This window comes from Rhodocytophaga aerolata (assembly GCF_030503435.1).
Taxonomy (GTDB): Bacteria; Bacteroidota; Bacteroidia; order Cytophagales; family 172606-1; genus Rhodocytophaga; species Rhodocytophaga aerolata.
In genome coordinates, this window is sequence record NZ_JAUKPO010000030.1 from 49,761 (window position 1) to 74,588 (window position 24,828).

18 protein-coding genes are annotated in these 24,828 nt (G+C 44.8%); 8 read left to right on the forward strand and 10 right to left on the reverse strand.

All coding sequences use genetic code 11. The features are described 5' to 3' along the window. Positions 1–16: 16 nt before the first annotated feature. From Q0590_RS29450 to Q0590_RS29465, 4 genes are all read right to left on the reverse strand, one after another. Positions 17–997 carry a ketopantoate reductase family protein gene (locus tag Q0590_RS29450; RefSeq protein WP_302041236.1) on the reverse strand — a complete coding sequence of 327 codons (981 nt, stop codon included), beginning with the start codon at positions 995–997 and terminating at the stop codon, positions 17–19. Positions 998–1,225: 228 nt separating this feature from the next. Further along, positions 1,226–1,570 carry a hypothetical protein gene (locus Q0590_RS29455; RefSeq protein WP_302041237.1) on the reverse strand — a complete coding sequence of 115 codons (345 nt, stop codon included), beginning with the start codon at positions 1,568–1,570 and terminating at the stop codon, positions 1,226–1,228. 147 nt (positions 1,571–1,717) lie between these two features. Continuing rightward, the gene (locus tag Q0590_RS29460) at positions 1,718–2,563 is read right to left on the reverse strand and encodes a DUF4488 domain-containing protein (RefSeq protein WP_302041238.1); all 846 of its coding nucleotides are present in this window, start codon (positions 2,561–2,563) and stop codon (positions 1,718–1,720) included. A 153-nt stretch (positions 2,564–2,716) separates the two neighbouring features. Further along, complete coding sequence (locus Q0590_RS29465) at positions 2,717–3,814, reverse strand: class I SAM-dependent methyltransferase (RefSeq protein WP_302041239.1); 1,098 nt, start codon at positions 3,812–3,814, stop codon at positions 2,717–2,719. 332 nt (positions 3,815–4,146) lie between these two features. Between Q0590_RS29465 and Q0590_RS29470 the strand changes: the two genes are divergently transcribed. After that, positions 4,147–6,432 (forward strand): GH92 family glycosyl hydrolase, encoded by a 2,286-nt coding sequence (locus Q0590_RS29470; protein WP_302041240.1) that lies wholly within the window; start codon positions 4,147–4,149, stop codon positions 6,430–6,432. Between the two features lie 37 nt (positions 6,433–6,469). On the opposite strand, the gene Q0590_RS29475 is transcribed toward Q0590_RS29470, so the two are convergent. After that, a complete protein-coding gene (locus tag Q0590_RS29475; protein WP_302041241.1) occupies positions 6,470–7,516 on the reverse strand; it encodes an alpha/beta hydrolase family protein in 1,047 nt (348 codons plus the stop codon). Positions 7,517–7,774: 258 nt separating this feature from the next. Here Q0590_RS29475 and Q0590_RS29480 point away from each other — a divergent pair, with 258 nt between their 5' ends. The 6 genes from Q0590_RS29480 (at position 7,775) to Q0590_RS29505 (ending at position 18,499) form a co-directional block, all read left to right on the forward strand. After that, complete coding sequence (locus tag Q0590_RS29480; RefSeq protein ID WP_302041242.1) at positions 7,775–8,395, forward strand: RNA polymerase sigma factor; 621 nt, start codon at positions 7,775–7,777, stop codon at positions 8,393–8,395. A 193-nt stretch (positions 8,396–8,588) separates the two neighbouring features. Then, a complete protein-coding gene (locus tag Q0590_RS29485) occupies positions 8,589–9,626 on the forward strand; it encodes a FecR family protein (RefSeq protein ID WP_302041243.1) in 1,038 nt (345 codons plus the stop codon). Positions 9,627–9,735: 109 nt separating this feature from the next. Further along, positions 9,736–13,131: a SusC/RagA family TonB-linked outer membrane protein gene (locus Q0590_RS29490; protein WP_302041244.1), complete on the forward strand. Its 3,396-nt coding sequence runs from the start codon at positions 9,736–9,738 to the stop codon at positions 13,129–13,131. 33 nt (positions 13,132–13,164) lie between these two features. Next, the gene (locus Q0590_RS29495) at positions 13,165–14,622 is read left to right on the forward strand and encodes a RagB/SusD family nutrient uptake outer membrane protein (protein WP_302041245.1); all 1,458 of its coding nucleotides are present in this window, start codon (positions 13,165–13,167) and stop codon (positions 14,620–14,622) included. Between the two features lie 117 nt (positions 14,623–14,739). Next, positions 14,740–16,773: an FAD-dependent oxidoreductase gene (locus tag Q0590_RS29500; RefSeq protein WP_302041246.1), complete on the forward strand. Its 2,034-nt coding sequence runs from the start codon at positions 14,740–14,742 to the stop codon at positions 16,771–16,773. Between the two features lie 34 nt (positions 16,774–16,807). Continuing rightward, complete coding sequence (locus Q0590_RS29505; RefSeq protein WP_302041247.1) at positions 16,808–18,499, forward strand: FAD-dependent oxidoreductase; 1,692 nt, start codon at positions 16,808–16,810, stop codon at positions 18,497–18,499. 116 nt (positions 18,500–18,615) lie between these two features. Here the strand turns inward: Q0590_RS29505 and Q0590_RS29510 are convergent, their stop codons facing one another. The 3 genes from Q0590_RS29510 to Q0590_RS29520 all read right to left on the reverse strand — a co-directional run bounded on the left by Q0590_RS29510 (position 18,616) and on the right by Q0590_RS29520 (position 21,837). Continuing rightward, positions 18,616–20,820, reverse strand: coding sequence for a xanthine dehydrogenase family protein molybdopterin-binding subunit (locus Q0590_RS29510; RefSeq protein ID WP_302041248.1), 2,205 nt, complete (start codon positions 20,818–20,820; stop codon positions 18,616–18,618). Then, positions 20,817–21,326 carry a (2Fe-2S)-binding protein gene (locus Q0590_RS29515; RefSeq protein ID WP_302041249.1) on the reverse strand — a complete coding sequence of 170 codons (510 nt, stop codon included), beginning with the start codon at positions 21,324–21,326 and terminating at the stop codon, positions 20,817–20,819. Before Q0590_RS29515 ends, Q0590_RS29510 begins: the two co-directional genes overlap by 4 nt. A 205-nt stretch (positions 21,327–21,531) precedes the next feature. Next, positions 21,532–21,837 (reverse strand): hypothetical protein, encoded by a 306-nt coding sequence (locus Q0590_RS29520; protein ID WP_302041250.1) that lies wholly within the window; start codon positions 21,835–21,837, stop codon positions 21,532–21,534. A 417-nt stretch (positions 21,838–22,254) separates the two neighbouring features. On the opposite strand from Q0590_RS29520, the gene Q0590_RS29525 reads away from it, so the two are divergent. After that, a complete protein-coding gene (locus tag Q0590_RS29525) occupies positions 22,255–23,214 on the forward strand; it encodes a glycosyltransferase family 47 protein (protein WP_302041251.1) in 960 nt (319 codons plus the stop codon). Between the two features lie 47 nt (positions 23,215–23,261). Here the strand turns inward: Q0590_RS29525 and Q0590_RS29530 are convergent, their stop codons facing one another. Both Q0590_RS29530 and Q0590_RS29535 read right to left on the reverse strand, forming a co-directional pair. Then, positions 23,262–23,480 (reverse strand): hypothetical protein, encoded by a 219-nt coding sequence (locus tag Q0590_RS29530; protein ID WP_302041252.1) that lies wholly within the window; start codon positions 23,478–23,480, stop codon positions 23,262–23,264. Positions 23,481–23,884: 404 nt separating this feature from the next. After that, positions 23,885–24,691: an endonuclease/exonuclease/phosphatase family protein gene (locus tag Q0590_RS29535; RefSeq protein ID WP_302041253.1), complete on the reverse strand. Its 807-nt coding sequence runs from the start codon at positions 24,689–24,691 to the stop codon at positions 23,885–23,887. Positions 24,692–24,828: the final 137 nt, after the last annotated feature.

The window sequence follows — 24,828 nt, forward strand, 5'->3', positions numbered from 1 at the left end:
TAATGCTTGCTAGGTTTTAGGAATTGGAACTATCTTCTGTGGCTCTGCCTATGCTCACTGGTATTTCTTCCCGGATTTGGTGGTAGATAGACTCGGTGGCTGGGACGGGAATTCCGTACAATTTTCCATACCGCATAATGGTTCCGGCAAACAGTTCCAGTTCATTGGCTGTTTTTTTTGTTTGTACATCAAGCTGTAGGGAAGTGGGTGTATGAGGTGGAAAGGTTGCTGCTTTCCGGAGCGTTTGTTCAATAATATCTGCTGGTAATGGAATGTTCTTTTGTAAGGCAATAGCCTGTATTTCTTCCATAATGGAGGTGGCCCGTTTCCGTAAAGGCAGTTCGTCGAGTATCTGGCCGATAGGGCTGTTGTAACAGGCGGATACCAATCCAAAGCTGGCAATAAAAATAAACTTTGTCCAGATGGCAGGGAAAGCATCTTCCTGATAGTCTACGTTAATAGATGCTTTTTGCAGCAGTTGAAAAAGTTCATCCGGCGAAAAGGACGGGTATTGAGGATCTTTGCCCAGAATAACTTTTCCTGGCTTGCCCTTATGTTCCACAATCCCCTTTTGTTTGATATTAGAGGCTACATACACACAAGCAGGTAAAACAATGCCCTGAGGAATAATTTTACGGATTCTCTCATATATATCGGCTCCATTCATTAATGGAAGAATAAGGGTATCTGGCTGTATATACGCCACTAACTGGTTGCACACATTTTCTAAATCATATTCTTTCACGCAAATCAGGAATATATCTGTCTGCGGTAAAGAATAAACATTTTCTGCCAGATGTGCCGGGCGAACCACTGATTCTGCATGTTCAGGAGAAAGTAATGTAAGGCCGTTTGTAGAGACCACCTGATACGTTTCGCTGCGTGCTACAAATGCCACCGACACCAACAGGTCATCGGCATAGGTTTGGGCGAGTTTAAAGCCAATATATCCGCCAACGCCTCCCAGCCCTATTACCGCAATTTGTGTCTTTTTCATAGATTTATTCGTAGCACTACTTAGTTGAATGAGGTAGGCAATATAAGACTATCTGCGAAAAAAATTAACGTACCACCGCATTTTGCTGGCAGAAACAATGGATTCATCAGCTAAGCGGACATAGAAAATCCTCTTATTGATAGCTGAATAAAAAAATCATTTCTACCAAAAAGAGGATGTTTCTAGTTGCAGCCATTTACAAGTGGCTGCCTAAACAGCTAGTATACCTTAATAGCGCATAGCGGCATAATACGATATTTTACCTTTCCGGAGCAGGCGGCCTTTCTGTTCCATCGTTTTTCCTTTTTTCAGCAGCAAGCGGCCTTCTCTTCTGATTTTGCGGGCTTCTTTTCTGTTGCCAGATTCAGCTTTTAGTGTCCGGCTCTCTCGGATCATTTGTTTTCCTTCTTCTTGCAGCCTTTTGCCCCGTAGCTTCAAAGACCTGGCTTCCTGCCTGATCTCTTTTTTACTGGGTGTTGGGTATGTATGGTCGGCCTGGCTAGGATAGCTCACCAGCAAAGCAAGGATGAGCAAGGTGGCTGTGGCTAGTTTATTTACAAATGTGGTTGTCATAGTGGATATAGGTTAGTTAAGTGAAACTTATTCCCTGATTAATTTTATTTCTCAAGGAGTAAAGATAGTTTCAAAAAGCGTGCTAAAAATATCCGGTTATGTCCACTGGTCTTTTACCATCCGTAAGAGGCTTTGTTGGAAAGTCTGTTATTTAGCCGGACTCGTTTTCGCCAGTTTGGGTTTGGCTCCAATTCTCTGAAATTCATCGCTGAAAGTAGCTGTGCTGCCATCTGCCTCATGATGCGTACCCGTCTGCAAAATCTTGTCTCCTTCCACTTTGTAAGTCAATTCAGTCCATTCATTTTGGGTATACGGTACTGTTCCTATTTCAGATTTTACTATTACTTTAGCATTTTTCAGTTTATGGGTTCCACCAATAGCGTAGGCAAAGGTTGATTTACTCCCTTGTAAAGCTTCCCCCAGCTGCATCCAGTGTGTCGGGGTGATCACCCGGATAAGTTTCATCTGCGATTTGTCCGTTACTTGCTCTTTTCCATCTTTGCCAGTAGCCTTGTAACTAACCAGTTGCCAGGTGCCAATAGCCTCATCTACCTGTTGTGCCGGCAGATTTACTTTTTCCCAGGTTTCGTCTTGTGGATATTTCTTTCCATGTAAGGTAGCCCAACCCGTTTGCCGCAATGTATTTCCTTCTACTTTCATGGTTAAATCAAAGGTAGTCTTCTTTAAATCCGGCAGAGAAGTCCACTGCACCGTTTCTATATATTTACCATCATAGGGGGAAAAAGTATAGGTTCCCCCTCCGGCATATTTCCCTGTATCTCCTTTTACTTCTGCAATCCACATAAAATGGGTAGGCGTAATAATTTTATACTCTTTTACTTTGGAGGCATCACGGGTAAGGCGTTTGCCATTTTCGTCTTCACCCAATTGCGAAACCAGTTTCCAGGTACCTATCAGTGAGTTTTGTGTTTGTGCCGCTACCTGCAGACAATATAAGCAGGCAAGTATAAAAAATAGACAGCTAGTTCTCATAGGAGTGAAGGATTAAAGGGTGACTAAAGGGAAAAGTGAAAAAGTAACTAGTGCGTGTTTACAAGTCCTAGCTTCAACCAATATTCGGTAGTTTATTAGTTTATACCTTGGATGTCTATCAAAACGGTGATCCTTATTTGGCTTACATAAAAATCATTTCTTACCCTGGAAAACCCGGTTAAAAGGTGTTTCCGCTACTCTGGTAAAGCTTTTAAATCCTGCTTTGGTAGCTACTTCTTGTAAGGCGCTGTCACTGGCAACGGTTCCGAGCGCATAGGGGCCGGAAGCAATGGCATTCGGCGTACAGCATAATACCGAAGCACCAGAGTACACACGTCCCACCGGATTAAAATTTTCTTCGGTCTTTCTGCCTGCCATCGGTTCAATTACCATCACAGAGCCATCCTGGGTTAATGCCTCATAGGCTCTTGTTAGTGCACCTACCGGATCTCCCATATCATGTAGACAATCGAAATACGCAATTAAATCATAATCACTGCCAGGAAACTGCTGGGCACTGGCTACCTGAAATTCGACACGGTTACCAACTCCTTCCTGCTGAGCAATCTGATTGGCCCTTTCTACAGATGGTTGGTGGTTATCGAATCCGTAGAAGTGAGAGTTAGGAAATGCCTTAGCCATGATAAGGGTGGAAATGCCATGCCCTGCGCCAATATCGGCTACTTTAGCCCCTTTTTGTAACTTTTCTTCGGCTCCTTCCACAGCAGGCAACCAGTTCTGAAGCAGGTTTCCTATGTAGCTGGGCTTAAAAAAACGTTCAGTACCCTGAAACAAACTGTGGTGGTGTTCTCCCCATAACATACCTTTACCAGTCTGGAAACCTTCTGTAATCCGTTCTAAGGCTTTGTTCATGGCACTCACTATCTGAAACCCTCCTACCACATAGTACGGACTGTCTTCTACAGTTAAGGCAGTTGCCTGTTCGTCGGGTAATGTATATTTCTTGCTTTGAGGATCATACGTCATATATCCTCCGGCTGCCTGATTAATGAGCCATTCCCGCACATAGCGAGCATCTGTTTGGGTGCGTTGTGCTACTTCTTCGTGCGAAAGGGGACCTGCAAAAGCCATAGCTTTATACAAGCCTAGTTTGTCTCCTATATAACATAAAGGTGCACTGAAAGCAGCGCCAAAATCAGTGACAACTTTCCCCAGAAAGGCTTCCATTCTTTGCGAATCGATGGTTGGTGTTGGAGCTTCCGCAGAAGCAGCCTGTGATGAGTTATTCATGGTGGTGAGGGGTAAGAAGGAATAAAAAATGAAAAAAATGCATGATAGCCTGTTTGATAAACAGGCCGCCGTAGAATATGCCCAGATTCTTTCTACCTATAAAATAATCGGTTTTTGCCAGAGCTATTAGCACATATGTCTCAAATGTTAGCAAAAAAGTTCTAGTCTAAAATTTTTTGTTAGGTTAAGCTGAGTTTCTTTATTGTATTGGTTTTGAATTTCTACCTGGCAATGTAGCGTTCATGCAGGATAAATCTATATATTGGCACATCCAGGGCATGTTGTCGGCGGCCACTTATTTTTCTACTTCTTTCTTGATCACGTGTATGCATATGCTAAAATTTCTAGTTGCTTTTTGTTTAGTTATTCCTGCAGGCACCTATGCCCAGCTTGTAGACAAAGTAACTGATCCGGTAGAATGGGTAAATCCGTTAGTGGGTACGGATTCTAAACCGAGTCTTTCTAATGGAAATACCTACCCGGCAATTGCTTTGCCCTGGGGAATGAACTTCTGGATGCCGCAAACCGGCAAAATGGGCGATGGATGGGGATATACTTATGCCGCCGATAAAATCCGGGGCTTTAAACAAACCCATCAGCCTTCTCCCTGGATGAATGATTACGGGCAATTTTCCATAATGCCCCTTACCGGAAAACCCAGAATAAATGAAGAGGAACGTGCCAGCTGGTTTTCTCATAAATCGGAAGTTGTAAAGCCGTATTACTACAGCGTTTACCTGGCCGATTATAACCTGACAACGGAAATTACACCTACCGAACGTGCTGCCAGGTTCCGCTTTATCTTTCCTCAGACCGATAGTGCATATGTGTTAATTGATGCTTTTGATAAAGGATCGTCTATAAAAATCATACCTGCTGAAAACAAAATCACCGGCTATACGACTAAAAACAGTGGCGGCGTACCCGAGAACTTTAAAAATTACTTTGTCATCATTTTTGACAAACCCTTTGCAAGTACCGCTACTTGGAGTGGGAACCAGGTACAAGCCAATAACGTAGAACTGACGGCTGATCATGTAGGGGCTTTAGTCGGCTTTAAAACAAGTAAAGGAGAACAGGTGCAAGCCAGGGTAGCTTCTTCGTTCATAAGCCCAGAGCAAGCAGAGCTGAATTTGAATGAAATCGGAACGGCAGATTTTGAAGCAGTGAAGCAACAGGGGAAAGATGCCTGGAACAAAGAACTAAGCCGGGTTGCAGTAGAAGGGGGTACCATAGACCAACTAAGAACCTTTTATTCCTGCTTGTACCGCAGTTTGCTTTTTCCCAGGAAGTTTTATGAGCTGGATGCAGGCGGAAAAGTAATGCATTACAGTCCCTATAATGGAAAAGTATTGCCAGGCTATATGTTCACCGATACTGGCTTCTGGGATACGTTCCGCTCTCTTTTTCCCTTCCTCAACCTGATGTACCCTTCACTAAATGCCCAGATGCAGGAAGGTCTGGCCAATGCCTATAAAGAAGGCGGCTGGTTGCCGGAATGGGCAAGCCCAGGGTTGCGGAATGTAATGGTGGGTTCTAACTCTGCTTCTGTGGTAGCCGATGCCTACCTGAAAGGTGCCCGTGGGTATGATATTCAGGCGTTGTATGAGGCACTGCTGAAAAATGCTGAAAATGAAGGACCCTTGACGGCTGTTGGTAGGGCAGGCGTGAAGCACTACAATAAACTAGGCTATGTGCCCTATGATGTAGGCATAAATGAAAATGCTGCCCGTACCCTGGAGTATGCCTATGATGATTTTACTATTTATCAGCTGGCCAAAGCCCTGAAACGTCCCAAAAAGGAAATAGAGTTGTTTGCCAAACGTAGCCAGAATTACCGGAATTTGTATGATCCGGTAAGCGGACTAATGCGGGGTAAAAACCAGGATGGTACGTTTCAGTCGCCGTTTAACCCCTTTAAGTGGGGAGATGCCTTTACAGAGGGCAATAGCTGGCATTATACCTGGTCGGTGTTTCATGATGTACAGGGATTAATTAATTTAATGGGCGGAAAGGAAAAGTTTGCAGCCAAACTGGATTCTGTATTTATCCTGCCACCAGTCTATGATGAAAGTTATTACCGGTCCGTAATACATGAAATCCGGGAGATGCAGATTGCCAACATGGGCCAGTATGCACATGGCAACCAGCCCATTCAGCACCTGATCTACCTGTATAATTTTGCCGGTGAACCCTGGAAAACCCAGTATTGGGTCCGCGAAACCATGAACCGGATGTATCAGCCAACTCCGGATGGATATTGTGGTGATGAAGATAACGGACAAACTTCAGCCTGGTATGTGTTTTCTGCCATGGGCTTTTATCCGGTTTGCCCGGCTACCGACCAGTATGTACTAGGAGCACCTTTGTTTCGAAAAATAACCCTGCAATTAGAAAATGGGAAGCAATTGATCATTAACGCCCAAAATAATAGTGCCGGAAACAGGTATGTACAGGAGTTGTCCTTGCATGGAAAGCCCTATAGCAAAAACTGGCTGAGCCACCAGGAACTCATGCAGGGAGCCACCCTGAATTTTACGATGTCCGCTTCCCCCAATAAACAAAGAGGTGTTAAGTCAGAGGATTTTCCCTATTCATTCTCTACTGAGAAAAAGTAATTTTCAGCAAGGCATATAACAGGAAGCTGTTGCTTGCTTAAAATAATTGAGAAAGGAATGTTTGAATACGGGAAACGAGCTCCTGATTATCCTGTCCAATGTTTGTATGCGATCTGCCTGGGTAGGTATAAAACTCCAGCTGATTGCCTACTCCTAGCTCATGCATCTTATTGCTTAGTAAACTGCCTTGTTGGACAGGGGTAATTTTATCGTCTGCACCAAAATGAATCTGGGTTTTTGGTAGAAACTCACAAAAAAACAGAGGAGAACTGGCAATCATTTTCTGACGGGTTTGAGCTACGGAACCTGAACCATTGAGCAACCCTTGCAGAAATTGATTTTGATAGGTAGGATCACGCTGATTTTTAGCCGTTAGTCCAATTAAATCTGTTGGGAAAGCAACCCCAACAGCCAGTTTAACCCGTTGATCCCGCTCAGCCATTAATAAAGCTACTGTACCTCCCCGGCTACCTCCTCTGACAGCAGTTTTGTTTACATCAGCCTGAGGGAAATGTGCTTGTATAACATTCAGGAATGCAATTGCATCGTCGGTAGCTCCATCAAAAGCATCGGCGTGAGGGCCTTCTGATGGAGGCGACCGGTATTCTACTCCGTTAATAGTCAGCACAAGTGTTTGTCCGCGTAAGGCTGGAATAGCGTAAATAAAAGGAATACTATCTGTTTGCGAAGTGTTTATGCGTAGGGTTTGTTGATTAACAGGATTATTATTGTCATAGCCATAGATGGACAGATATACTGGCAAAGGTTTTTCTGTAGGAGGAATAATTAACGCTCCATATTGCCGGTAGTTATTAACCTCAAAGGAAACAAACTGCAATAATGGCCCATTTGCTGAAAGTGGAATGGCTTGCTCCAGACGGAATCCTTTCACTGCTAAATCTCTGTTCTTCCAGTCTGCTTTCACGGTTTCTATTTCTGCCTGGGTTGGAGGCGCAAAGAGTGCTTGCGTATCTACTCCTTCTAAAACGTCCTCTTTGTGGCAAGAGGTGAATGCAATCCATAAACAGAGCACCCGGAAAATAGTACTGCATTTTTTCAGGCAAGTTGTATGCAAATGAGCCATGCTAGAAGTGGTTTAGTATGTAAGAGGCTACTTATTCACCATAGGTTGCATAAACAGGCTTTATTATTTTCGCCTTCCAAGAATCTGGTGGTAAGTAGTAGTACTTCTGCCCACTAAACAAGTTTGCATCCGGCAGAGAATTCAAGCAATAGCATTTAAGTAAAGTTAATTATCACTATATTTATATTCATTACAGGAAATACCTCTATTTTTACCCACTCATATACGGCTTATGGACATAAAATGGCTTTTGCTGAGATGAACAGGAAGTTTACAGCATATACAGATGCAGCACTCTGGCAAGCTTTTAAGGATGGCGATGAGGAGGCTTTTGACTTTATGTTTGAAAAGTATGTGCAGGTATTGTATAATTACGGACGGAAATTTACGGCTGTTCCCGAAATTATTGAAGATTGTGTGCAGGACCTGTTTGTGGAATTATGGGAGAAAAAGAAGCTGCTAAGCCCAACGGATTCTATTAAATTTTACTTGTTTAAAGCATTACGTATCAGAATTATCCGGCGGCTCAGTAAAGATCATACATTCGGGAAAGAGGGGATCGATAGTGATGTATACAACTTTGCCATCACTCTATCCTATGAATCTAAGCTCATTTCCCAGCAACAAGATACCCATCAGCAGAAACTACTAACGCAAGCAGTAAACCAGCTTTCTAAACGCCAGAAAGAAGCCATTCACCTGAAATATTTCGATAATTTGAGTTATGTAGAGATTGCCGGCATCATGGCTATTTCGGTAGATTCGGTGTATAAGTTAATTTCAGGGGCATTGGCTCAGCTAAAAAAACATATGCGGCAGGTATATATCTCCCTTCTATGGAGCAGCAGCCTGATCTATTTTCTTTTATACCTTTCCTGATATTTTTTCTCATACCTTGTTGTGTTCCTATTTTGTGCTTGCCTGCTCTACAAGCTTGACCTGACAGCAGTAGTTGAATAAGTCAATTTATTCTATAAAAAATATTTTTTAAAAAACATGGGAAGAAATGGGTAGGTAGCTGCTTTTATGTATAAAAGGTTATCTAAAGAAGCTATCCATACTGGCAAACCCCATGTCTTATACTCACTACCAGGCAGAAGATTTTGCAGCGGATGAATTTTTCATCCGGTGGGTAAAAACACCGGACAGTGAAACAGAAGCATTCTGGCAGGAGTGGATACAAACGCATCCGGCCCAGGCAGATACCATCCGGGAGGCCCGAGAACTGGTAGGGCTTCTGGAGACAAACAAAGATTTTCCCACTGCCGGGCAAATAAACCGCATGCGGCAACATATACATAGCCGCACCGGACGTGCCGGTAAAGTAATTTCGATGCCGCAGAAGCAGGCAGACCAGATAGCTAGGCCATGGTACCAAAGCTGGCAGAAGCTTGCAGCTGTTTTTCTGGCCTTCCTTAGTTGCAGTGCCCTGATTTGGCTAGGAATCAACAGATTTACTAAGGTTGCCTACCATACGGCTTATGGACAGATCCAGACTATTCAACTACCCGATGGCTCTATGGTTACCCTGAATGCTAATTCTGTGCTGCGCTATAGCCGTACCTGGGATGGTACACGCGACCGGGAAGTATGGCTGGAAGGAGAAGCATTTTTTGATGTAAAACACCTTAAAACCCATAACCGGTTTCTGGTACACACGCAGGATAATTTAACGGTAGAAGTGCTGGGTACTACGTTTAATGTATTTGAGCGGAAAAGCGGCACCAGAGTAGTGCTGCAAACGGGAAAGGTAAAGCTCAATATTCAGCAGGGCCAGAAACAAGAACAGGTGCTTATGCAGCCCGGCGAACAGGTAGAACTGGTAGAAAAAACAGGCCGTTATGCCAAAAAGAAGGTGAATACCCAGCAAGCACTGGCCTGGAAAGCACATAAACTGGTTTTCGATAATACATCTATGGCAGAAATCGTAGCTGTGTTAGAAGAAAATTATGGCTTGCACGTAACTATTGCTTCGCCGGAGTTGCTGCAAAAAAAGCTGGTTGGTTCGGCTCCTACCCATGACGTAGATGTTTTTCTGTCGGCTCTGGCCAAATCCTTTAATCTCAAAATCAATAGAAATGGAAAAGAAGTCTCTATTGCTGGTCCTTAAGCCGGAACAGGTACTGTAAATACTCAATCACTAAAATAAGCAGGAGGAACCGGAGGCCATTCGTATGGTCTGCTGACCTTGTATTGTGTAAAAAATAACGATTCATTCTATGAACAAACTCCTACATTTCTCACTCCAGGCTACGCTTGTTTGCTGTACGCTGAGTGCAGCCACAGGTCAAGACCTGGCCTCTAATCAGGGAAAGATCGTATTGCTGAAAACTCCCGAAAAAGGCATAAGCCAGGCCAAAACACTCCGGACAGCCCTCTCCGAACTGGAAGTAACCTATAACGTTTCTATCATGGCCGACCAGGCACTGATCGAAGGAAAAACGATAACGGAAGACAGGACTTATAAAAACCTGGATGATGCCTTAAAAAGCCTGCTCAAAGAAACCGATCTGAAGTATGAAAAAATTAGTAAGAATTTTTATGTGATAACTCCCCTTACTGGAAAAAAACAAAACCAGATCAAAGAAATTAATCAACCCCAGACGGACGAACCGCAAACCGGAAATTCGGGTATGTATTTGCCTGCCCTTCAAAAAATAGCCGTTGCAAGAGCTATCACCTTGCGTGAAAAAGCCATAGCTATTTCCGGAAAAGTAACTTCTGAAACGAAGGAAGGTATTCCGGGAGTCAATGTATTGCTCAAAGGTACCAACACTGGTACCACCACGAATGGAGAAGGCAATTATACACTGACTGTACCCGATGGTAACGGTACACTGGTTTTTTCCTATATCGGCTATACTACCGAAGAAGTACCCATTAATAACCGGACAGTCATTGATATTGCCCTGGTGCCCGATGTGCAATCGTTAACAGAAGTAGTAGTTGTGGGCTATGGTACTCAGAAGAAAAGCGACCTGACTGGCTCAGTAACTTCGGTAAAATCCGCAGAAATTAACTCCTTTCCGATAGCTAATCCGGTGCAGGGTTTGCAAGGCAGGGCAGCAGGCGTACAGGTGATGCAGAATTCCGGGCAGCCAGGGGCTAGCCTTTCAGTACGTATCCGGGGAGGGAACTCACTGCGGGGAAGTAACGAACCCTTGTATGTGGTGGATGGTTTTCCGCTCACTGGTAGCCCTGCTTCACTGAATCCCAATGATATAGAGTCGATGGAAGTGCTGAAAGATGCTTCGGCAACGGCTATTTATGGTTCCAGAGGGGCGAATGGGGTAGTAATCATTACCACCAAACGTGGAAAATCAGGTAAAAGCCAGGTAGATATAGATAGTTATTATGGCGTACAGTCAGTGATCCGCAAAATCCCCTTGCTCAATGCCAGAGAGTTTGCCGAAGTGGCCAATGAACGGGCCTTGAACGATGGCGTTACTCCCTATTTTACGCAGGAGCAAATTAATTCATTTGGGGAGGGCACCGACTGGCAAGACGAAATTTTCCGCACAGCCCCTATCCAAAATCACTCTCTTACCTTTTCTGGCGGTACGGACAAAATACAGTATTCGGTATCTGGTAATTACCTCGGGCAAAAAGGAATTATTTTAGGTTCAGGCTATCAAAAAGGTACGTTGCGGGCCAATGTGAATAGCCAGGTGAGTGAGAAATTTAGTTTTAATTTTAGTTCCATTCTGAGCCGCACTTCCCGTAATCTGCTGAATAGTGATTTTAGTGCCCGGGGAAATGGGTTATTATCCGCTGCTTTGGTGGCACCGCCTACCATTACTCCCTACGATGCCAATGGTAATTACAGCAATGTGGTTCCGTATGCCTTTAGCCCCAATGTATTGCAGAATCCTCTGGCCTGGGCTTTGGAGCGGAAAGAACAAAATTTACAGGATTACATACTGGTGAATACAGGTTTAACCTATGAATTTATTCCGGGCCTTTCGCTGCGTATTTCTGCGGGCATTGAAGACTTCAATAGCCGGGGAGATTATTATTCTACCCGGAAATTACCCACCACACCCAATGGAGCTGCTTCTGTTTCTACTAACCGGCGTACCAATTTCCTGAATGAAAATATCCTGACCTATACCCGCAGTTTTGCCGATATTCATAGCCTGACATTCACCGGAGGAGTTACTTATCAGTCGGATATTACCAGGTCATTCTCTTCCTCGGCCACTGGCTTTGCCAATGATGTGCTGGAAAATAATGCCATGCAAACAGGTAGTTTTCCAGGTATCCCTACCACCAGCACCACAGACTGGACCTTGCTTTCGTCCCTGGCCAGGGTAAACTATGCGCTGAAAGGACGGTATTTGCTGACCGCCAGTATGCGGGCGGATGGTTCTTCCAGGTTTGGCCGCAACAACCGCTGGGGCTATTTTCCTTCCGTAGCTTTTGCCTGGCGGATAATTGAGGAGCCTTTTATGCAAAATCTCAGCCCTTTTTCTGATCTAAAGTTGAGAACTTCCTGGGGCCGCACAGGCAGCACTGCCTTAGATCCTTACCAGACCCTAACAGTACTTTCATCTTATCAGACGATTTTTAATAACGACCTGTCTGTAGGTTTTGCTCCAGGCACACAAATGCCTAATCCGGATCTGAAATGGGAGACTACCGCACAGACCAATATAGGCATTGATGCCGGTTTCTTTGCAAACCGCCTGACCTTTACAGCCGATTATTATTTAAAAAATACGTCCGACCTGTTAGCTATCGTACCGCTGCCTCCGGCAACTGGCTATACCAATACTATTCAAAACATCGGTAAAATCCGCAATTCAGGCATAGAGCTTAGTTTGGGAAGCACCTTGTTTGATGGCCCATTTAAATGGGATGTGTCGGCCAATTTCTCAGCTAACCGCAACGAAGTGCTGAAACTGGCTGGCGGCAGTGATGTATTTGGGTCTGCCTTGCCTATTCCTTTTGCCGTGCCGGTAAATCTGGTGAGGGAAGGGTTGCCAGTTGGGGTGTTTTACGGGTTTGAGGAAAATGGGCTCAATGAGAAAGGCGAAATTATATTCAAAGACCTCAACGGTGATAATGTGATCAATAACGATGACCGCACAGTCATTGGCAATCCCAATCCGGATTTTATTTATGGCTTCAACTCAACAGCTTCGTTCAAAAACTTTGAGCTCACCTTCTTTCTGCAAGGCGTTCAGGGAATGGATTTATTTAACTTCAATACATCGGGGCAGGCAAATAGCTTTGCTTTTGGGGAGAACCAGATTCAAGAGTTGTATGGCAATTACTGGACAGCCGCTAACCCTAACCCGAATGCCAAATATCCGAAGCTAAGCGTAAACACTAAGTTCCGCGAATCAGACCGCTATGTGGAAGATGGATCGTATTTGCGGTTGCGGAATATTGTACTTGCTTATAATCTTCCTACGGCTGACCTGGGCATAAAATGGCTGCGTAATGCACAAGTATATGTTAGCGGACAAAACCTGCTCACCTTTACCCGCTACTCCTGGTACGATCCGGAAGTAAATACCTATGGAGGTGGAGCTTCTATTACGCTTGGGGTGGACCAGGCCGGTTATCCCAGTGCCAAAACAGTTACCGGAGGCATCCGGATAGGTTTATAATTAGACGATTTGAAATAACAAAAACATATTCCTATGAAGAAATTACCTTTTCTCTTACTGCTTCTGTTATTCTCCGGCTGCAACGACTTGCTGGAAGAAGTACCGCAGGACCGTTTATCGCAGGAAAATTTTTATAAAACTAAAGAAGATGCCATTGCTGGGCTGAATGCTGTTTATTCGCAAATGCGGGTAGGCGATGCCTATGGTTCCTGGTATCCGGCCATTATGGTCGGGCTAGACGATTATACACTGGCACGGGGAAGCCAGGTTCCTATTAGTGAATACCAGGGCATGGGTGCACTCATTGGCCGTACTGATAACCTTTGGCGGATCTTTTACCAGTGCATCAACTCTGCAAATATTGTTATAGACCTGGCTCCTGGCATTGCCATGAGTGAAACAGATAGAAACGCCATTATCGGGGAAGCACGTTTCTTGCGAGCACTTAATTACTATAATCTGGTCCGCAATTTCGGTGGGGTGCCTCTCCGCACAACTTCCACAACCAAACTCGATCAAGTGGGAGGTAAACGCGCTTCCGTAGAAGAAGTGTACAACCAAATCATCGAAGATTTGCAATTCAGCGAAACTAGCTTACCTGCTACGGTTAGCCAGATTGGCCGGCCTACCAGCTGGGCAGCTAAAACCCTGTTAGCAGATGTGTACCTAACCCGTGAAAACTGGGCATCTGCCCGGGATAAAGCCTTGGAGGTGATCCAGTCGGGAGCTTTTTCTTTGGTAGAAGTAAAGACCCCAGATGATTTTCTAAAAGTATTCGGACCTGAAATAGTGACTAGTACTGAAGAGGTATTTTCGTTGAAGTTTGCCAGAATCGCCGGACAAGGCTGGGGCTATGTTATCTTCCCGCATCCTGGCGATACCTATTATGCCGTGGGTGGCTTCCGGGCACACTATGCCAAACCAGAATTCCCGTTGATTAAAAACTGGAGCAACGCCGATCTGCGGAAAGAATATAATTTATATTCTGAGTATACCAACCGGGCAGGCAAGGTAGTACAATTGCCAGCTGCAGAGCCGATTTGTTTCCGCAAATACCGCGATGGGGTATCTGACCAGTATGGAAATGATTTTCCTTTGCTACGCTATGCCGATGCCTTGCTGATCTATGCTGAAGCTGCCAGCCAGGCAAACAATGGACCTACGGCTGAGGCGCTCGAATACCTGAACAGGGTGCACCGCCGGGCATACGGTTACACACCTACGCTGCCTTCCCCGGTAGATTTTACTCTGGAAGGATACACGGCACAGACCTTCCGGGATCTGGTACTGACCGAACGTGCCTATGAATTTATGCTTGAATTCAAACGCTGGTACGATCTCAAACGCCTGGGCACTGACCGGTTAAAAGCCATCATCAAAGAATCACTAGGGAAAGATGTAGCTGATTCTCATTTGCTATGGCCCATACCTAAACAAGAAATCGACAACAATCCGGATATAAATGCAGAAGACCAGAATCCTGGGTATTAGGATGGTTGGAAATTATAAGGCAATTCGATAACTCGTATTCTTCATAGGCTAAACTAGTGAAACCGCTATTTTTATAGCTATGCTGTATCTGAAGAATAGAAAATTATACCTACTAACATGAATCAATCAATAGAAGAAAACGCTGGCATCAGAAAAGTATTCGTTATTTTACTGGCAGTTTTAAGTATATCCCTGCCTAGCAAAGCCCAGCAAAACCCGGTTACAGAGGTAGATATCTGTATCTATGGGGGTACGTCTGCCGGAGTAATAGCTGCCTATACAGCCAGGAAGATGCGTAAAACAGTGCTGCTTGTTGAACCTGGAAAAAATTTGGGTGGCATGAGTTCAGGAGGTTTAGGCTATACCGATATTGGAAATAAATATGCTGTTACTGGACTGGCCCGTGACTTTTACCGCCGCATCGGGCAGCATTACGGCAAATTTGAACAATGGACCTTTGAACCGCATGTAGCTGAAAATTTATTCAAAGATTATGTAAAACGGGCTGGCTACCAGGTATTGTATGAAAACCGGTTGACTGGTGTAAAAAAAGACGGAAATGTAATCAAAGAAATTACCCTGGAAAATTCCACTACTCCAGCTACCAGTACCAACCGGACCGTCCGGGCCAAAATCTTTATGGATTGCACCTACGAGGGGGATTTAATGGCTAAAGCTGGCGTATCCTATACCATAGGCCGGGAAGCCAACAGTCAGTACAAGGAAACCTTCAATGGTGTACAATTGATGAAAGGCCACCAGTTACCAGATGGGATAGATCCCTATGTAGAACCTGGAAAACCAGAGAGTGGTTTGCTCTGGGGGATAAACGACGGGGCTTTGCTGCCGGCTGGTTCAGGAGATAAAAAAGTGCAAGCCTATAACTTCCGTATCTGCCTGACTAACAACCCAGCTAATTTGGTGCCTATTACACAGCCAGAAAACTATGACCCTAAAAAGTATGAACTGCTCATACGCCTGATGGAAAAAAGTTCCTGGAAATCGTTGCAAAGTGGTTTTATCTGGAGTTTGATGCCCAACGGCAAAACAGACATCAACAACCGTAACGGCTTCAGCACCGACATGATTGGCATGAACTGGGAATATCCGGAGGCTGACTATGCTACCCGTGCTAAAATATGGCAAGACCATGTAGACTATACTAAAGGCTTGCTCTATTTTGTCGGCAATGATCCACGCGTGCCAGAGCATATCCGCCAGGAAATGAAAGCCTGGGGGTATCCCAAAGATGAGTATACTAACAACGGCCACTGGACTCATCAGCTATATGTACGGGAAGCCCGCCGCATGGTAGGCGAACTGGTTATGACGCAGCACCATTGCCAGGGCAAAGAAGTGGTTACCGATGGCATAGGTATGGCTGCTTATACCATGGATTCTCATAACTGCGACCGCATCGTCGTAAATGGCATGGTAAAGAATGAAGGTAATGTAGAAGAAGGTGGCTTTGGACCTTATCCTATTTCTTACCGGGCAATTCTTCCCAAACAAGCAGAGGCAAGTAATTTATTGGTACCAGTGTGTTTGTCTGCTACCCATATCGCCTATGGATCTATCCGGATGGAGCCGGTTTTCATGGTTTTAGGGCAATCTGCGGCAGTAGCAGCCAGTTTAGCCATAGATACTAAACAGCCCCTACAGAAGGTAGATATAACAAAGGTACAGCAGATGTTAAAAGCCAATCCGCTGGCAGATGGCAGTACACCTGAAATTCTGGTAGATAATGACGACAAGGCACAAGTAAAACTAACCGGGAACTGGACTACAGAAACCAAAGGGGGCTATGGCCCTACGTTCCTGATAGATGACTCCAAAGGCAATACTTCCAAATCTGTTCAGTATACGCCTGCCATCACCGAGGCTGGCAGCTATGCTGCCTACTTGTATTTGCCCAAATTACCTACTGCGGCTTCTACTACCGAAGTAAAGGTGTTTGATGGAAAAAACAGCAAGAACCTTTCATTCCGCAAAGATGATGTGCTGGTAGTGGGTCAAACATCCGGCGAATGGGTGTCCCTGGGAACGTATACTTTGCCTAAAGGAAACAAAGCCTATGTAGAAGTGACAAACCAGAAAGCAGATGGGCTAGTGGTTGCCGATGCCGTGCTGTTTGTTCCGGTAAAGAAATAATCAACTATTCAAATTGAAAATAACAAATAACCTGATGATACAATTACCTATCCGTGCTTTATTGTTTGTATGCCTACTTAATCTATGGTCTTGTGCGGGTGAGCAGGCAGCCACCACTTCTACTGCTGAAAATGAAACTGATTTTCAAGCCGATATTATTGTGTATGGAGGCACTTCCGCCGCTGTTACGGCCGCTGTGCAGGCGGTACGCATGGGTAAGTCCGTGATTATGGTTTCACCAGATAAACATCTGGGCGGCTTATCGTCCGGAGGCCTGGGTTTTACTGATACTGGTAAAAAAGAAGTAATTGGTGGACTGGCCAGGGAGTTTTATCACCGCATTTATTTGCATTACCAGAAAGATTCCTCCTGGCAATGGCAGAAAAAAGAAGAGTATGGCAATAAAGGCCAGGGTACGCCGGCTATTGACGGTACAGAACGTACCATGTGGATATTTGAACCGCATGCCGCTGAACAAGTGTTTGAGGATTTTGTAAGAGAAAATAACCTGAAAGTATTCCGGAATGAGTGGCTGAACCGGGAAAGTGGCGTAAAAAAAGAGAATGGAAAAATTGTTTCTATGCAAACACTGAACGGCAAAACCTTCCGTGGAAAAATGTTCATTGATGCTACCTATGAAGGAGACTTAATGGCCGCTGCCGGGGTAAGTTATCATGTAGGTAGGGAGGCAAACAGTGTGTATGGCGAAGAATGGAATGGCATACAGGTAGGTGTACTGCATCATGGACACCATTTCAAAACCAATGTTAGTCCCTATAAGGTCCCAGGCAATCCTTCCAGCGGCTTGCTGCCCCGAATATCCGGAGAAGACCCAGGCAAAAAAGGGGAGGGGGATAACAAACTACAAGCCTATTGCTTCCGCATGTGCCTGACCAATCATCCGGAAAACCGTATCCCTTTCTCTAAACCTGAAGACTATGATTCTACCCAGTATGAATTGCTGGTGCGGGTATTTGATGCAGGCTGGCGGGAATTGTTTAATAAATTCGATCCGGTTCCTAACCGGAAAACCGATACCAACAACCATGGCCCTTTCAGCACCGATAATATTGGCATGAACTACGATTATCCGGAAGCATCGTATGAGCGGAGAAAAGAAATTATTAAAGAGCACGAAACCTACCAGAAAGGCCTGATGTATTTTATTGCCACCGACCGGCGGATTCCGGCAGATGTACAAAAAGAGTTTAACACCTGGGGCTTGCCTAAAGATGAATTTACGGATAATGGCAACTGGCCACACCAGATCTATGTGCGGGAAGCCCGCCGCATGGTGAGTGACTATGTGATGACCGAGCATGAAACGTTGGGTAAAAAGCCAGTGCAGCAGTCAGTTGGTATGGGTTCTTATACGTTGGATTCGCATAACATTCAGCGGTATGTAAAGCCGGATGGATTTGTGCAGAATGAAGGAGATATTGGCGTGCACATTGAAGAACCCTATCAGATTGGCTATGGTGCGTTGATCCCTAAAAAGGCAGAATGCCAGAATTTGCTGGTGCCGGTGTGTGTCTCCAGTTCCCATATTGCTTTTGGCTCCATCCGCATGGAACCGGTATTTATGATCTTAGGTCAGAGTGCTACCACCGCAGCTGTACTAGCCATTGACAAAGGAATAGCGGTGCAGGATGTAGCGTACGAGGAATTAAAAGCACAGCTGGAAAAGGATAAACAAGTGCTCAGCAAGCCGGCAAAGGCAATGTAGAAGGTGAATGAAATCTTGAACAAAGGAACAAGTAATGCTGAAGGTTGACTTGCTTTACTTCTACATTCAGCATTCTTGTTCAATATTCAGAACTCACATTAAACCAATTCCCTATCCTAGCTCTGTCGCAGGGCAGCTTCAATGGGCAGTTGGCGGATACGTTTGCCACAGGCCTGGTATACCGCATTGGCAATAGCTGCGGAAGTGGGCCCCTGGGCGGCTTCTCCAGCTCCTAAAGCCTTCTCTTGTGGACGGTTGATTACAGCTACTTCTACTTGCGGAACATCGCTGAACCTGAAAATCGGATAGGTAGCCCAGTTCAGGCTGCTCACATGCTGGGAGTCAAAGGTTACTTGTTCTTTCAGTGTCCAGCTGGCTGCCTGGATCATGCCGCCTTCCGTCTGGTTAATTATACCATCCAGGTTAATTACTTCTCCTGCATCAATACACGCCCACATTTTCTTCACTTTTATTTCTTTTGTTGAACTATCTACCCACACATTGGCAGCAATAGCACAATAGGTAGCAGTGTTTTTATACCGGGAGAAAGCATAGCCCATTCCTTCATTTTTGCCCCGCTTTTCGTTTTTAGTTAACTCCTGTATTTTCTTGACCACAGCAATGGCCCGTTCGTCTTCCAGATGCGTCAGGCGGAATGCCAGTGGATCTTTGCCGGCTTTTTCTGCTAACTCATCCATAAAGGATTCCAGGGCAAATATATTGGCATAAGCACCTAAGCCACGCAGCGAAGAAACCCGTAACGGGCCTTCAAAAAAATGAGCCTGAATCTGCAAATTAGGAAGGGCATAATAAGGCTCCGCATTCCGGTGTCCGCCGCCAGTGTAGCCGGCAGACTGCATCTGAAAAGGTTTGCTGATATGCCGGGCTGGAAGTAAGGTTGCTGCATCACCTCCCGGACGGGTACTGTGCGAATCCGTCCATACATTACTGCCATAATAGTTGATTTTACCAGATTGATCCAGACTAGCCTCCAGGTCCACCGACAGGGCACTGCCATAGGGTTCCCATCCATGTTCTTCTTCTCTGGACCATTGCACACGGATATGTTTGCCAGGATACGCCATGGCCATCAAGGCTGCATCAGCCGCCGCATCATCAGCTCCATTATGCCCATAGCAACCGGCCCCGGGCACGCCGGTAATGTGAATCTGATCGGGTGGAAGTTCCAGCATTTTGCTCATGGCTTCCCGCAAGGGATAAACACCCTGGCTGTGCGACCAAATATGTAATACCGATTGATCGTACAAAGCAATAGCACACGAAGGGCCAATAGACCCATGCATAATATACGGTTTAAAGTAACTGGCTTTATGCGAGATGCTTGGCGAGTCTGGTTTTTCACCTTTCGACTTTACCTGCTCGGTTTTGGTGGCCTGTTTTTGTATATGGGTTGGCAGGTCTTCTACAGGAAGATTCTGCCCGGTTTCCCACTTGATATGTTTTTGCAAAAAGGCTTGCGCCTGCATGGCTTCATATTCATCAGTGGCTAGTATGCCTACAAAATTTCCATTTACTACCGTTTTTACAATACCCGGAAACTCTTTTTTTAAAGTAGATTCTTCTAAAGAAACCAATTTTGCTGAATAGGCAGGCGGCCGTACCATGCGGGCATGCAGCATTCCAGGAAAACGCAGATCGTGTATATGAACCTGTTCGCCTCTCGCCATCCGTTCGATATCTGTGCGGGGAATAGCTTTTCCTACCAGACGGTAAGTAGTTTTATCTTTTAGTTTCACCGGCAGGCGTACTTCATCGGTGATCTGTTTGCCATCCAGGATCTGGGCAAAAGTAAGCTTTTCTTTTCCTCCGGCTACCAACACATGTCCATTAGCCATAGTCAATTTTGCCGGACTACTTTTGAGCTTTACAGCTGCTAGCTCCAGCAACTTCTGCCGGGCGGCTGCCGCGGCATACCGCACAGACATGGCACTATTTTCAATGGAGCCGCTTCCGGCGGTGTAGCCTTCATGAGGCGTCTTGCCGGTTTCTGCCAGATGCACTTCTACCTGGCTCATGTCCATATCCAATTCTTCGGCAGCTACCTGGGCAATGGCTGTACGGATGCCCTGGCCCAGTTCCATCTTGCCGGTATACACGCGTAGTTTTCCATTGGCTAGCACCTCCAGCCAGGCACTAATCTGAGGTTGCCGGTTCAGGCTACCGGGCAACTCCTCAGCGAATGTTTTTTCTGCTTCCGGAAGCCAGCAGTTCCCAAACAGGGGAATGGCTATAGTCAGGCATCCGGCGCTTTTTAGAAAATCCCTTCTGGAAACCGATGGTGTTTCTCGTGTATCTTTCATTCCTGTGTCTGTTTATCTTTTGGAGAAATAGGCTGTGCTGCCTGCTTCACGGCTTTTATCACCCGGGAATGGCTTCCGCACCGGCAAAGCACCCGTTGCAGATGCGTGCGGATGGCTTCTTCATCCGGCGATTTGTTTTCTTCCAGCAGGGCTGCCGCAGAAATAACCATTCCGTTTAAACAGTAGCCGCACTGGGCAGCTTGTTGGTCTACAAAAGCCTGCTGTACCGGATGTAGCTTTCCATCTTTTCGCACTAACCCTTCTAAGGTGGTAATGGCTTTGTTTTGAAGCGTATCTACCGGGAGACGGCAGCTGGGAAGCGCTTTGTTATCTATCAGCACCATGCAGGAGCCGCACAGTTCCTGCCCGCAGCCATATTTTGGCCCATTTAGCTCCAGGTAGTTGCGTAGTACATAAAGCAAGGGCATCGATGGATCGACATTCACTGTATGTTTCCGCCCATTTACATGTATGGTAATTTTAGCTTTCATCTTCTCGGTTGACATAAGCTAATATTACTAAAATTTAGTACAAAAACCTGACTTATCTACCATAAATTACTGTCCGGCGTATTGGCTGGGGGCAGAAATAAAAATACCAGACAATGTTTCCACTGCCTGGTATTTTACAAAAGTGCATAGCTGCAACTTATGTATAAAACTGGTAACTTACTTTTTATAAGGTAAGCTACCCTTGTGATGAATCATTTCCTTACTCTTTCTTGTCAGCAGGATCATCTTTTTTATCAACGCTATCCTTTGGCATAGTAGCAGGCTGAAGTTGCTTGTCATCTGATTCCGCATCATCACTGCTGCCAGAAGTAGCCGGTGCCGGAGTTACCGATTCTGATGTTCCTGTTCCCTCACTTGCAGAGGATTGTTTCTTGGCATCTTTGTCTAGCTTTTGGTCTGTGGAGCTCTCTGTGGTAGACTGTTTGGTTTCAGATTTTGTCTCGCTCTGTGCTTGAACAGTCAGGATGCCTACAGCTAAGGCAAAGGTCAAAAATACTTTTTTCATAACAATTTGGGTTTAAGTGTATATTACTCTGCCTGAAGAACGCGGCCATATTTGTATTGTTGTATGAAAACTATTTTTTTTGAAAGGGCTTGCCTGTTGAAAAACGCTCTATAGAATTCTAGTAGTTTTATTTTCAATAGGTTAACCAGAGGTGGGGTATATGAAAAAAATCTTAAAAACAACGATACATTTTTCCAGGTCATGTACATGTGCTTACTGTCGTGTTGCGGAAACTCACTGAGCGGATACACATTTTGTGATATTCCATGCATGAAATAATAATAGAATTGGCAGCAACGTGTAGCTGCAGCATTACAGGTCTATCAGCAAGTAATGCCTTTTAGCATTGCAAAATAGCAGTTATTGTGTTTTCTTTACAGGCAGATACAGCCCTTACAGTAGATTAACGATCCATCCATGAAAGTTACCGCAGTGACCATTCCTGCCCAATTTACGAATGTTGAAATGGATAAAAATTCAGCTTATTCTTTTCAACAAATAAATGAAAGTGTATTTCTTATAGCGTTTTTTACGCATCTTGAGCAACTGCTGTCCGAAGATTTTGGCAAGTATCATTTCTACATCTATGCCAACATCGATAGCCAGGTTTTACCAAGTTCACTAGGGATTAAAAGTGCTAAGAAAAAGGTGTTAATTTTTTTGTCCAGCCAGAGTCATCAGGTGAATCCTGCCCTTCCGGGCGATTTCTTTGCGGTATTTAAATGCCACCTTTCGGCAGATGTGATAAGAGAGCGGATTTTTCATTTTCCGCTGGGCTATGTAAAAGAGACCCTGCACCAGCCGGTAAAGCGCATGGAAGATCGGTCCATTAATGTATTTTACTCCGGAAACCTGAACAAAGGCCGGGTTCCGTTATATAAGCTGCTCTCCAAATCCAGTGTGCCGGATATATTATTTAGCCTGCTGATTAAAATGGCAAAACGGATACCCAAGTTGATTAAACGGGATTTTTCGCACGTTTTTCCTTCCTCCTACATACATTTTACCGACGGCTTTAAAAAAGGCTTGTCCCCGCAAGCATATACGCAGATGTTGTATAATAGCCGGATTGTGCTATGTCCGAAGGGCTTTTTGATGGCAGAAACGTACCGTCATTTTGAAGCCATGCGGGCTGGATGCGTCATTATTTCTGAAAAGCTGCCGCCGACCTATCTATATAAACACTCACCGATTATTCAGGTAGCTAACTGGAAGGACGGCCTGGCATTTGTCGAAAACCTGCTAAAAGATCCGGGCTTGATGCAACAATACCATCAGCGTATGCTCTACTGGTGGGATACAGTTTGCAATGAAGCCTCTACCGCCCGGCATGTAGCAGAAATATTACTATCGCTGGAGCAGCTTCCGGTAGAATAATATCTAAGCTATCTATACTTTCCTGCCAAAGAAAAATTAGTTACTTGTCATTTACGTCCAGACCACGTTCTGATAATTTGCCAGTCTTTTAAAAATTCCCAATCCGAAGAATAAACCATGGACCCGGCAGCTGTACCCTTCGCATCGAGGATAGTAATGCTAATCTGGTTACTGGTGTTCTTCCGGGAAATCAGGTAGTAATCTTTTCCCTGCTGTAAGCCTGAAGTGTTGTCGTATCCTTTATAAAGAGCAATATAACGGGGCATAAGCTGAAAAATCAATACTACCTATTACCAAAATATCGTACAGAAAAAAGTATTATTGTGTGGATACACAAGATTGCCTGTTCAAAACAAACGTACTGGCCAATAGCCTCTCCTAACCGCTTTTATTCTACAATTAGCTTGTATCCCTTTATAGAGAAGCGAATTACGCATCAGATGGCGGTAACTCAACGTTGAAAGTACCTTCTTTTACAAACTAACAGGGCAGGCACCTACTGCTCAGGTAATGGAATCTATCTGGTTAATAAGCCGTGAATAAGGCAACTCATGTATTCAAGCCGGTAGAATTGCCTGATTCTGTAGTACATACACCTGCCACGGGTTGTGAACATCTCAGCATTTATGGACGATGAATGAAAGAAAAAAATATATCTATTGTAAAAAGTTTATACTGGTTGTATGTGAATATCTGCCATGATTGGCAAATGATCTGAAGGATATTTAAAATCCAGTGAATCAGACAAAGCTGCATGCCGCAGGACTTTAACCTGCGGAGAAACAAAAATGAAATCTATCTGATTGCCAATGCCTGTTTGTACATCAAAGGTGGCCCAGGTACCTTCTGGTCCGTAATGAGGCAGCAGGCTATACATTTTAGCATCCAGCATTAAGTTATCCACGGTGATGGCTCTATAAAAATCTGAGTCAGGCGGATCGTTAAAGTCGCCGGTGAGCACTGCCGGCGTATTGGCAGAAACATTAATTAATCTTTTTTGTAGCAGCAAGGCACTTTCTTTACGTGCTTGTTTGCCGAGGTGGTCAAGGTGTGTATTAAAATGATAAAACATTTTTTTGCTTTCCAGGTCCTGCAGATGCACCCAGCTGCATACCCTGAAAATATCTGCATCCCAGCCTTTGCTGGGCTGATCGGCAACCGGTGAAAGCCAAAAAGTACCTTTGTCGAGAAGAGCAAAACGGCTTTTGCGGTAGAAAACCGGTGAAAATTCCCCCTGGTGTTTACCATCTTCCCGGCCTACACCATACCACTCGTACTCAGGCAGATAAGCCGATAAAAAATAGATCTGATCAATCATGGCTTCCTGTATGCCGATCAGGTCTGGCTGATGAAACCGGATCAGGTTGGCTACCCGTTCCCGCCGGAATTCCCATTTATTGTCTCCGTCCTGGGGATTATCGAAACGGATATTGTAACTCATCACCCGGATCAAAGGAGTATTGGCAGTTTTACTCATAAGCATTACTGGCGTGTGATTGATTCATAAGTAACATACTTTTGCTACCATTCTGCAACCAATACGGAAAAAAACGCAGATCGTTTTCAGAAATATCAGCCAGCAACAGATTTTACCGGCTATCTGCCACATACCTG

Coding starts and splice junctions, on each gene's coding strand:
- Q0590_RS29455 (WP_302041237.1), bottom strand. CDS start 1,570: ATGACAACCACATTTGTAAATAAACTAGCCACAGCCACCTTGCTCATC.
- Q0590_RS29525 (WP_302041251.1), top strand. CDS start 22,255: ATGAAAGTTACCGCAGTGACCATTCCTGCCCAATTTACGAATGTTGAA.
- Q0590_RS29515 (WP_302041249.1), bottom strand. CDS start 21,326: ATGTCAACCGAGAAGATGAAAGCTAAAATTACCATACATGTAAATGGG.
- Q0590_RS29490 (WP_302041244.1), top strand. CDS start 9,736: ATGAACAAACTCCTACATTTCTCACTCCAGGCTACGCTTGTTTGCTGT.
- Q0590_RS29510 (WP_302041248.1), bottom strand. CDS start 20,820: ATGAAAGATACACGAGAAACACCATCGGTTTCCAGAAGGGATTTTCTA.
- Q0590_RS29465 (WP_302041239.1), bottom strand. CDS start 3,814: ATGAATAACTCATCACAGGCTGCTTCTGCGGAAGCTCCAACACCAACC.
- Q0590_RS29450 (WP_302041236.1), bottom strand. CDS start 997: ATGAAAAAGACACAAATTGCGGTAATAGGGCTGGGAGGCGTTGGCGGA.
- Q0590_RS29480 (WP_302041242.1), top strand. CDS start 7,775: ATGAACAGGAAGTTTACAGCATATACAGATGCAGCACTCTGGCAAGCT.
- Q0590_RS29505 (WP_302041247.1), top strand. CDS start 16,808: ATGATACAATTACCTATCCGTGCTTTATTGTTTGTATGCCTACTTAAT.
- Q0590_RS29530 (WP_302041252.1), bottom strand. CDS start 23,480: ATGCCCCGTTATATTGCTCTTTATAAAGGATACGACAACACTTCAGGC.
- Q0590_RS29495 (WP_302041245.1), top strand. CDS start 13,165: ATGAAGAAATTACCTTTTCTCTTACTGCTTCTGTTATTCTCCGGCTGC.
- Q0590_RS29460 (WP_302041238.1), bottom strand. CDS start 2,563: ATGAGAACTAGCTGTCTATTTTTTATACTTGCCTGCTTATATTGTCTG.
- Q0590_RS29475 (WP_302041241.1), bottom strand. CDS start 7,516: ATGGCTCATTTGCATACAACTTGCCTGAAAAAATGCAGTACTATTTTC.
- Q0590_RS29485 (WP_302041243.1), top strand. CDS start 8,589: ATGTCTTATACTCACTACCAGGCAGAAGATTTTGCAGCGGATGAATTT.
- Q0590_RS29535 (WP_302041253.1), bottom strand. CDS start 24,691: ATGAGTAAAACTGCCAATACTCCTTTGATCCGGGTGATGAGTTACAAT.
- Q0590_RS29470 (WP_302041240.1), top strand. CDS start 4,147: ATGCTAAAATTTCTAGTTGCTTTTTGTTTAGTTATTCCTGCAGGCACC.
- Q0590_RS29500 (WP_302041246.1), top strand. CDS start 14,740: ATGAATCAATCAATAGAAGAAAACGCTGGCATCAGAAAAGTATTCGTT.
- Q0590_RS29520 (WP_302041250.1), bottom strand. CDS start 21,837: ATGAAAAAAGTATTTTTGACCTTTGCCTTAGCTGTAGGCATCCTGACT.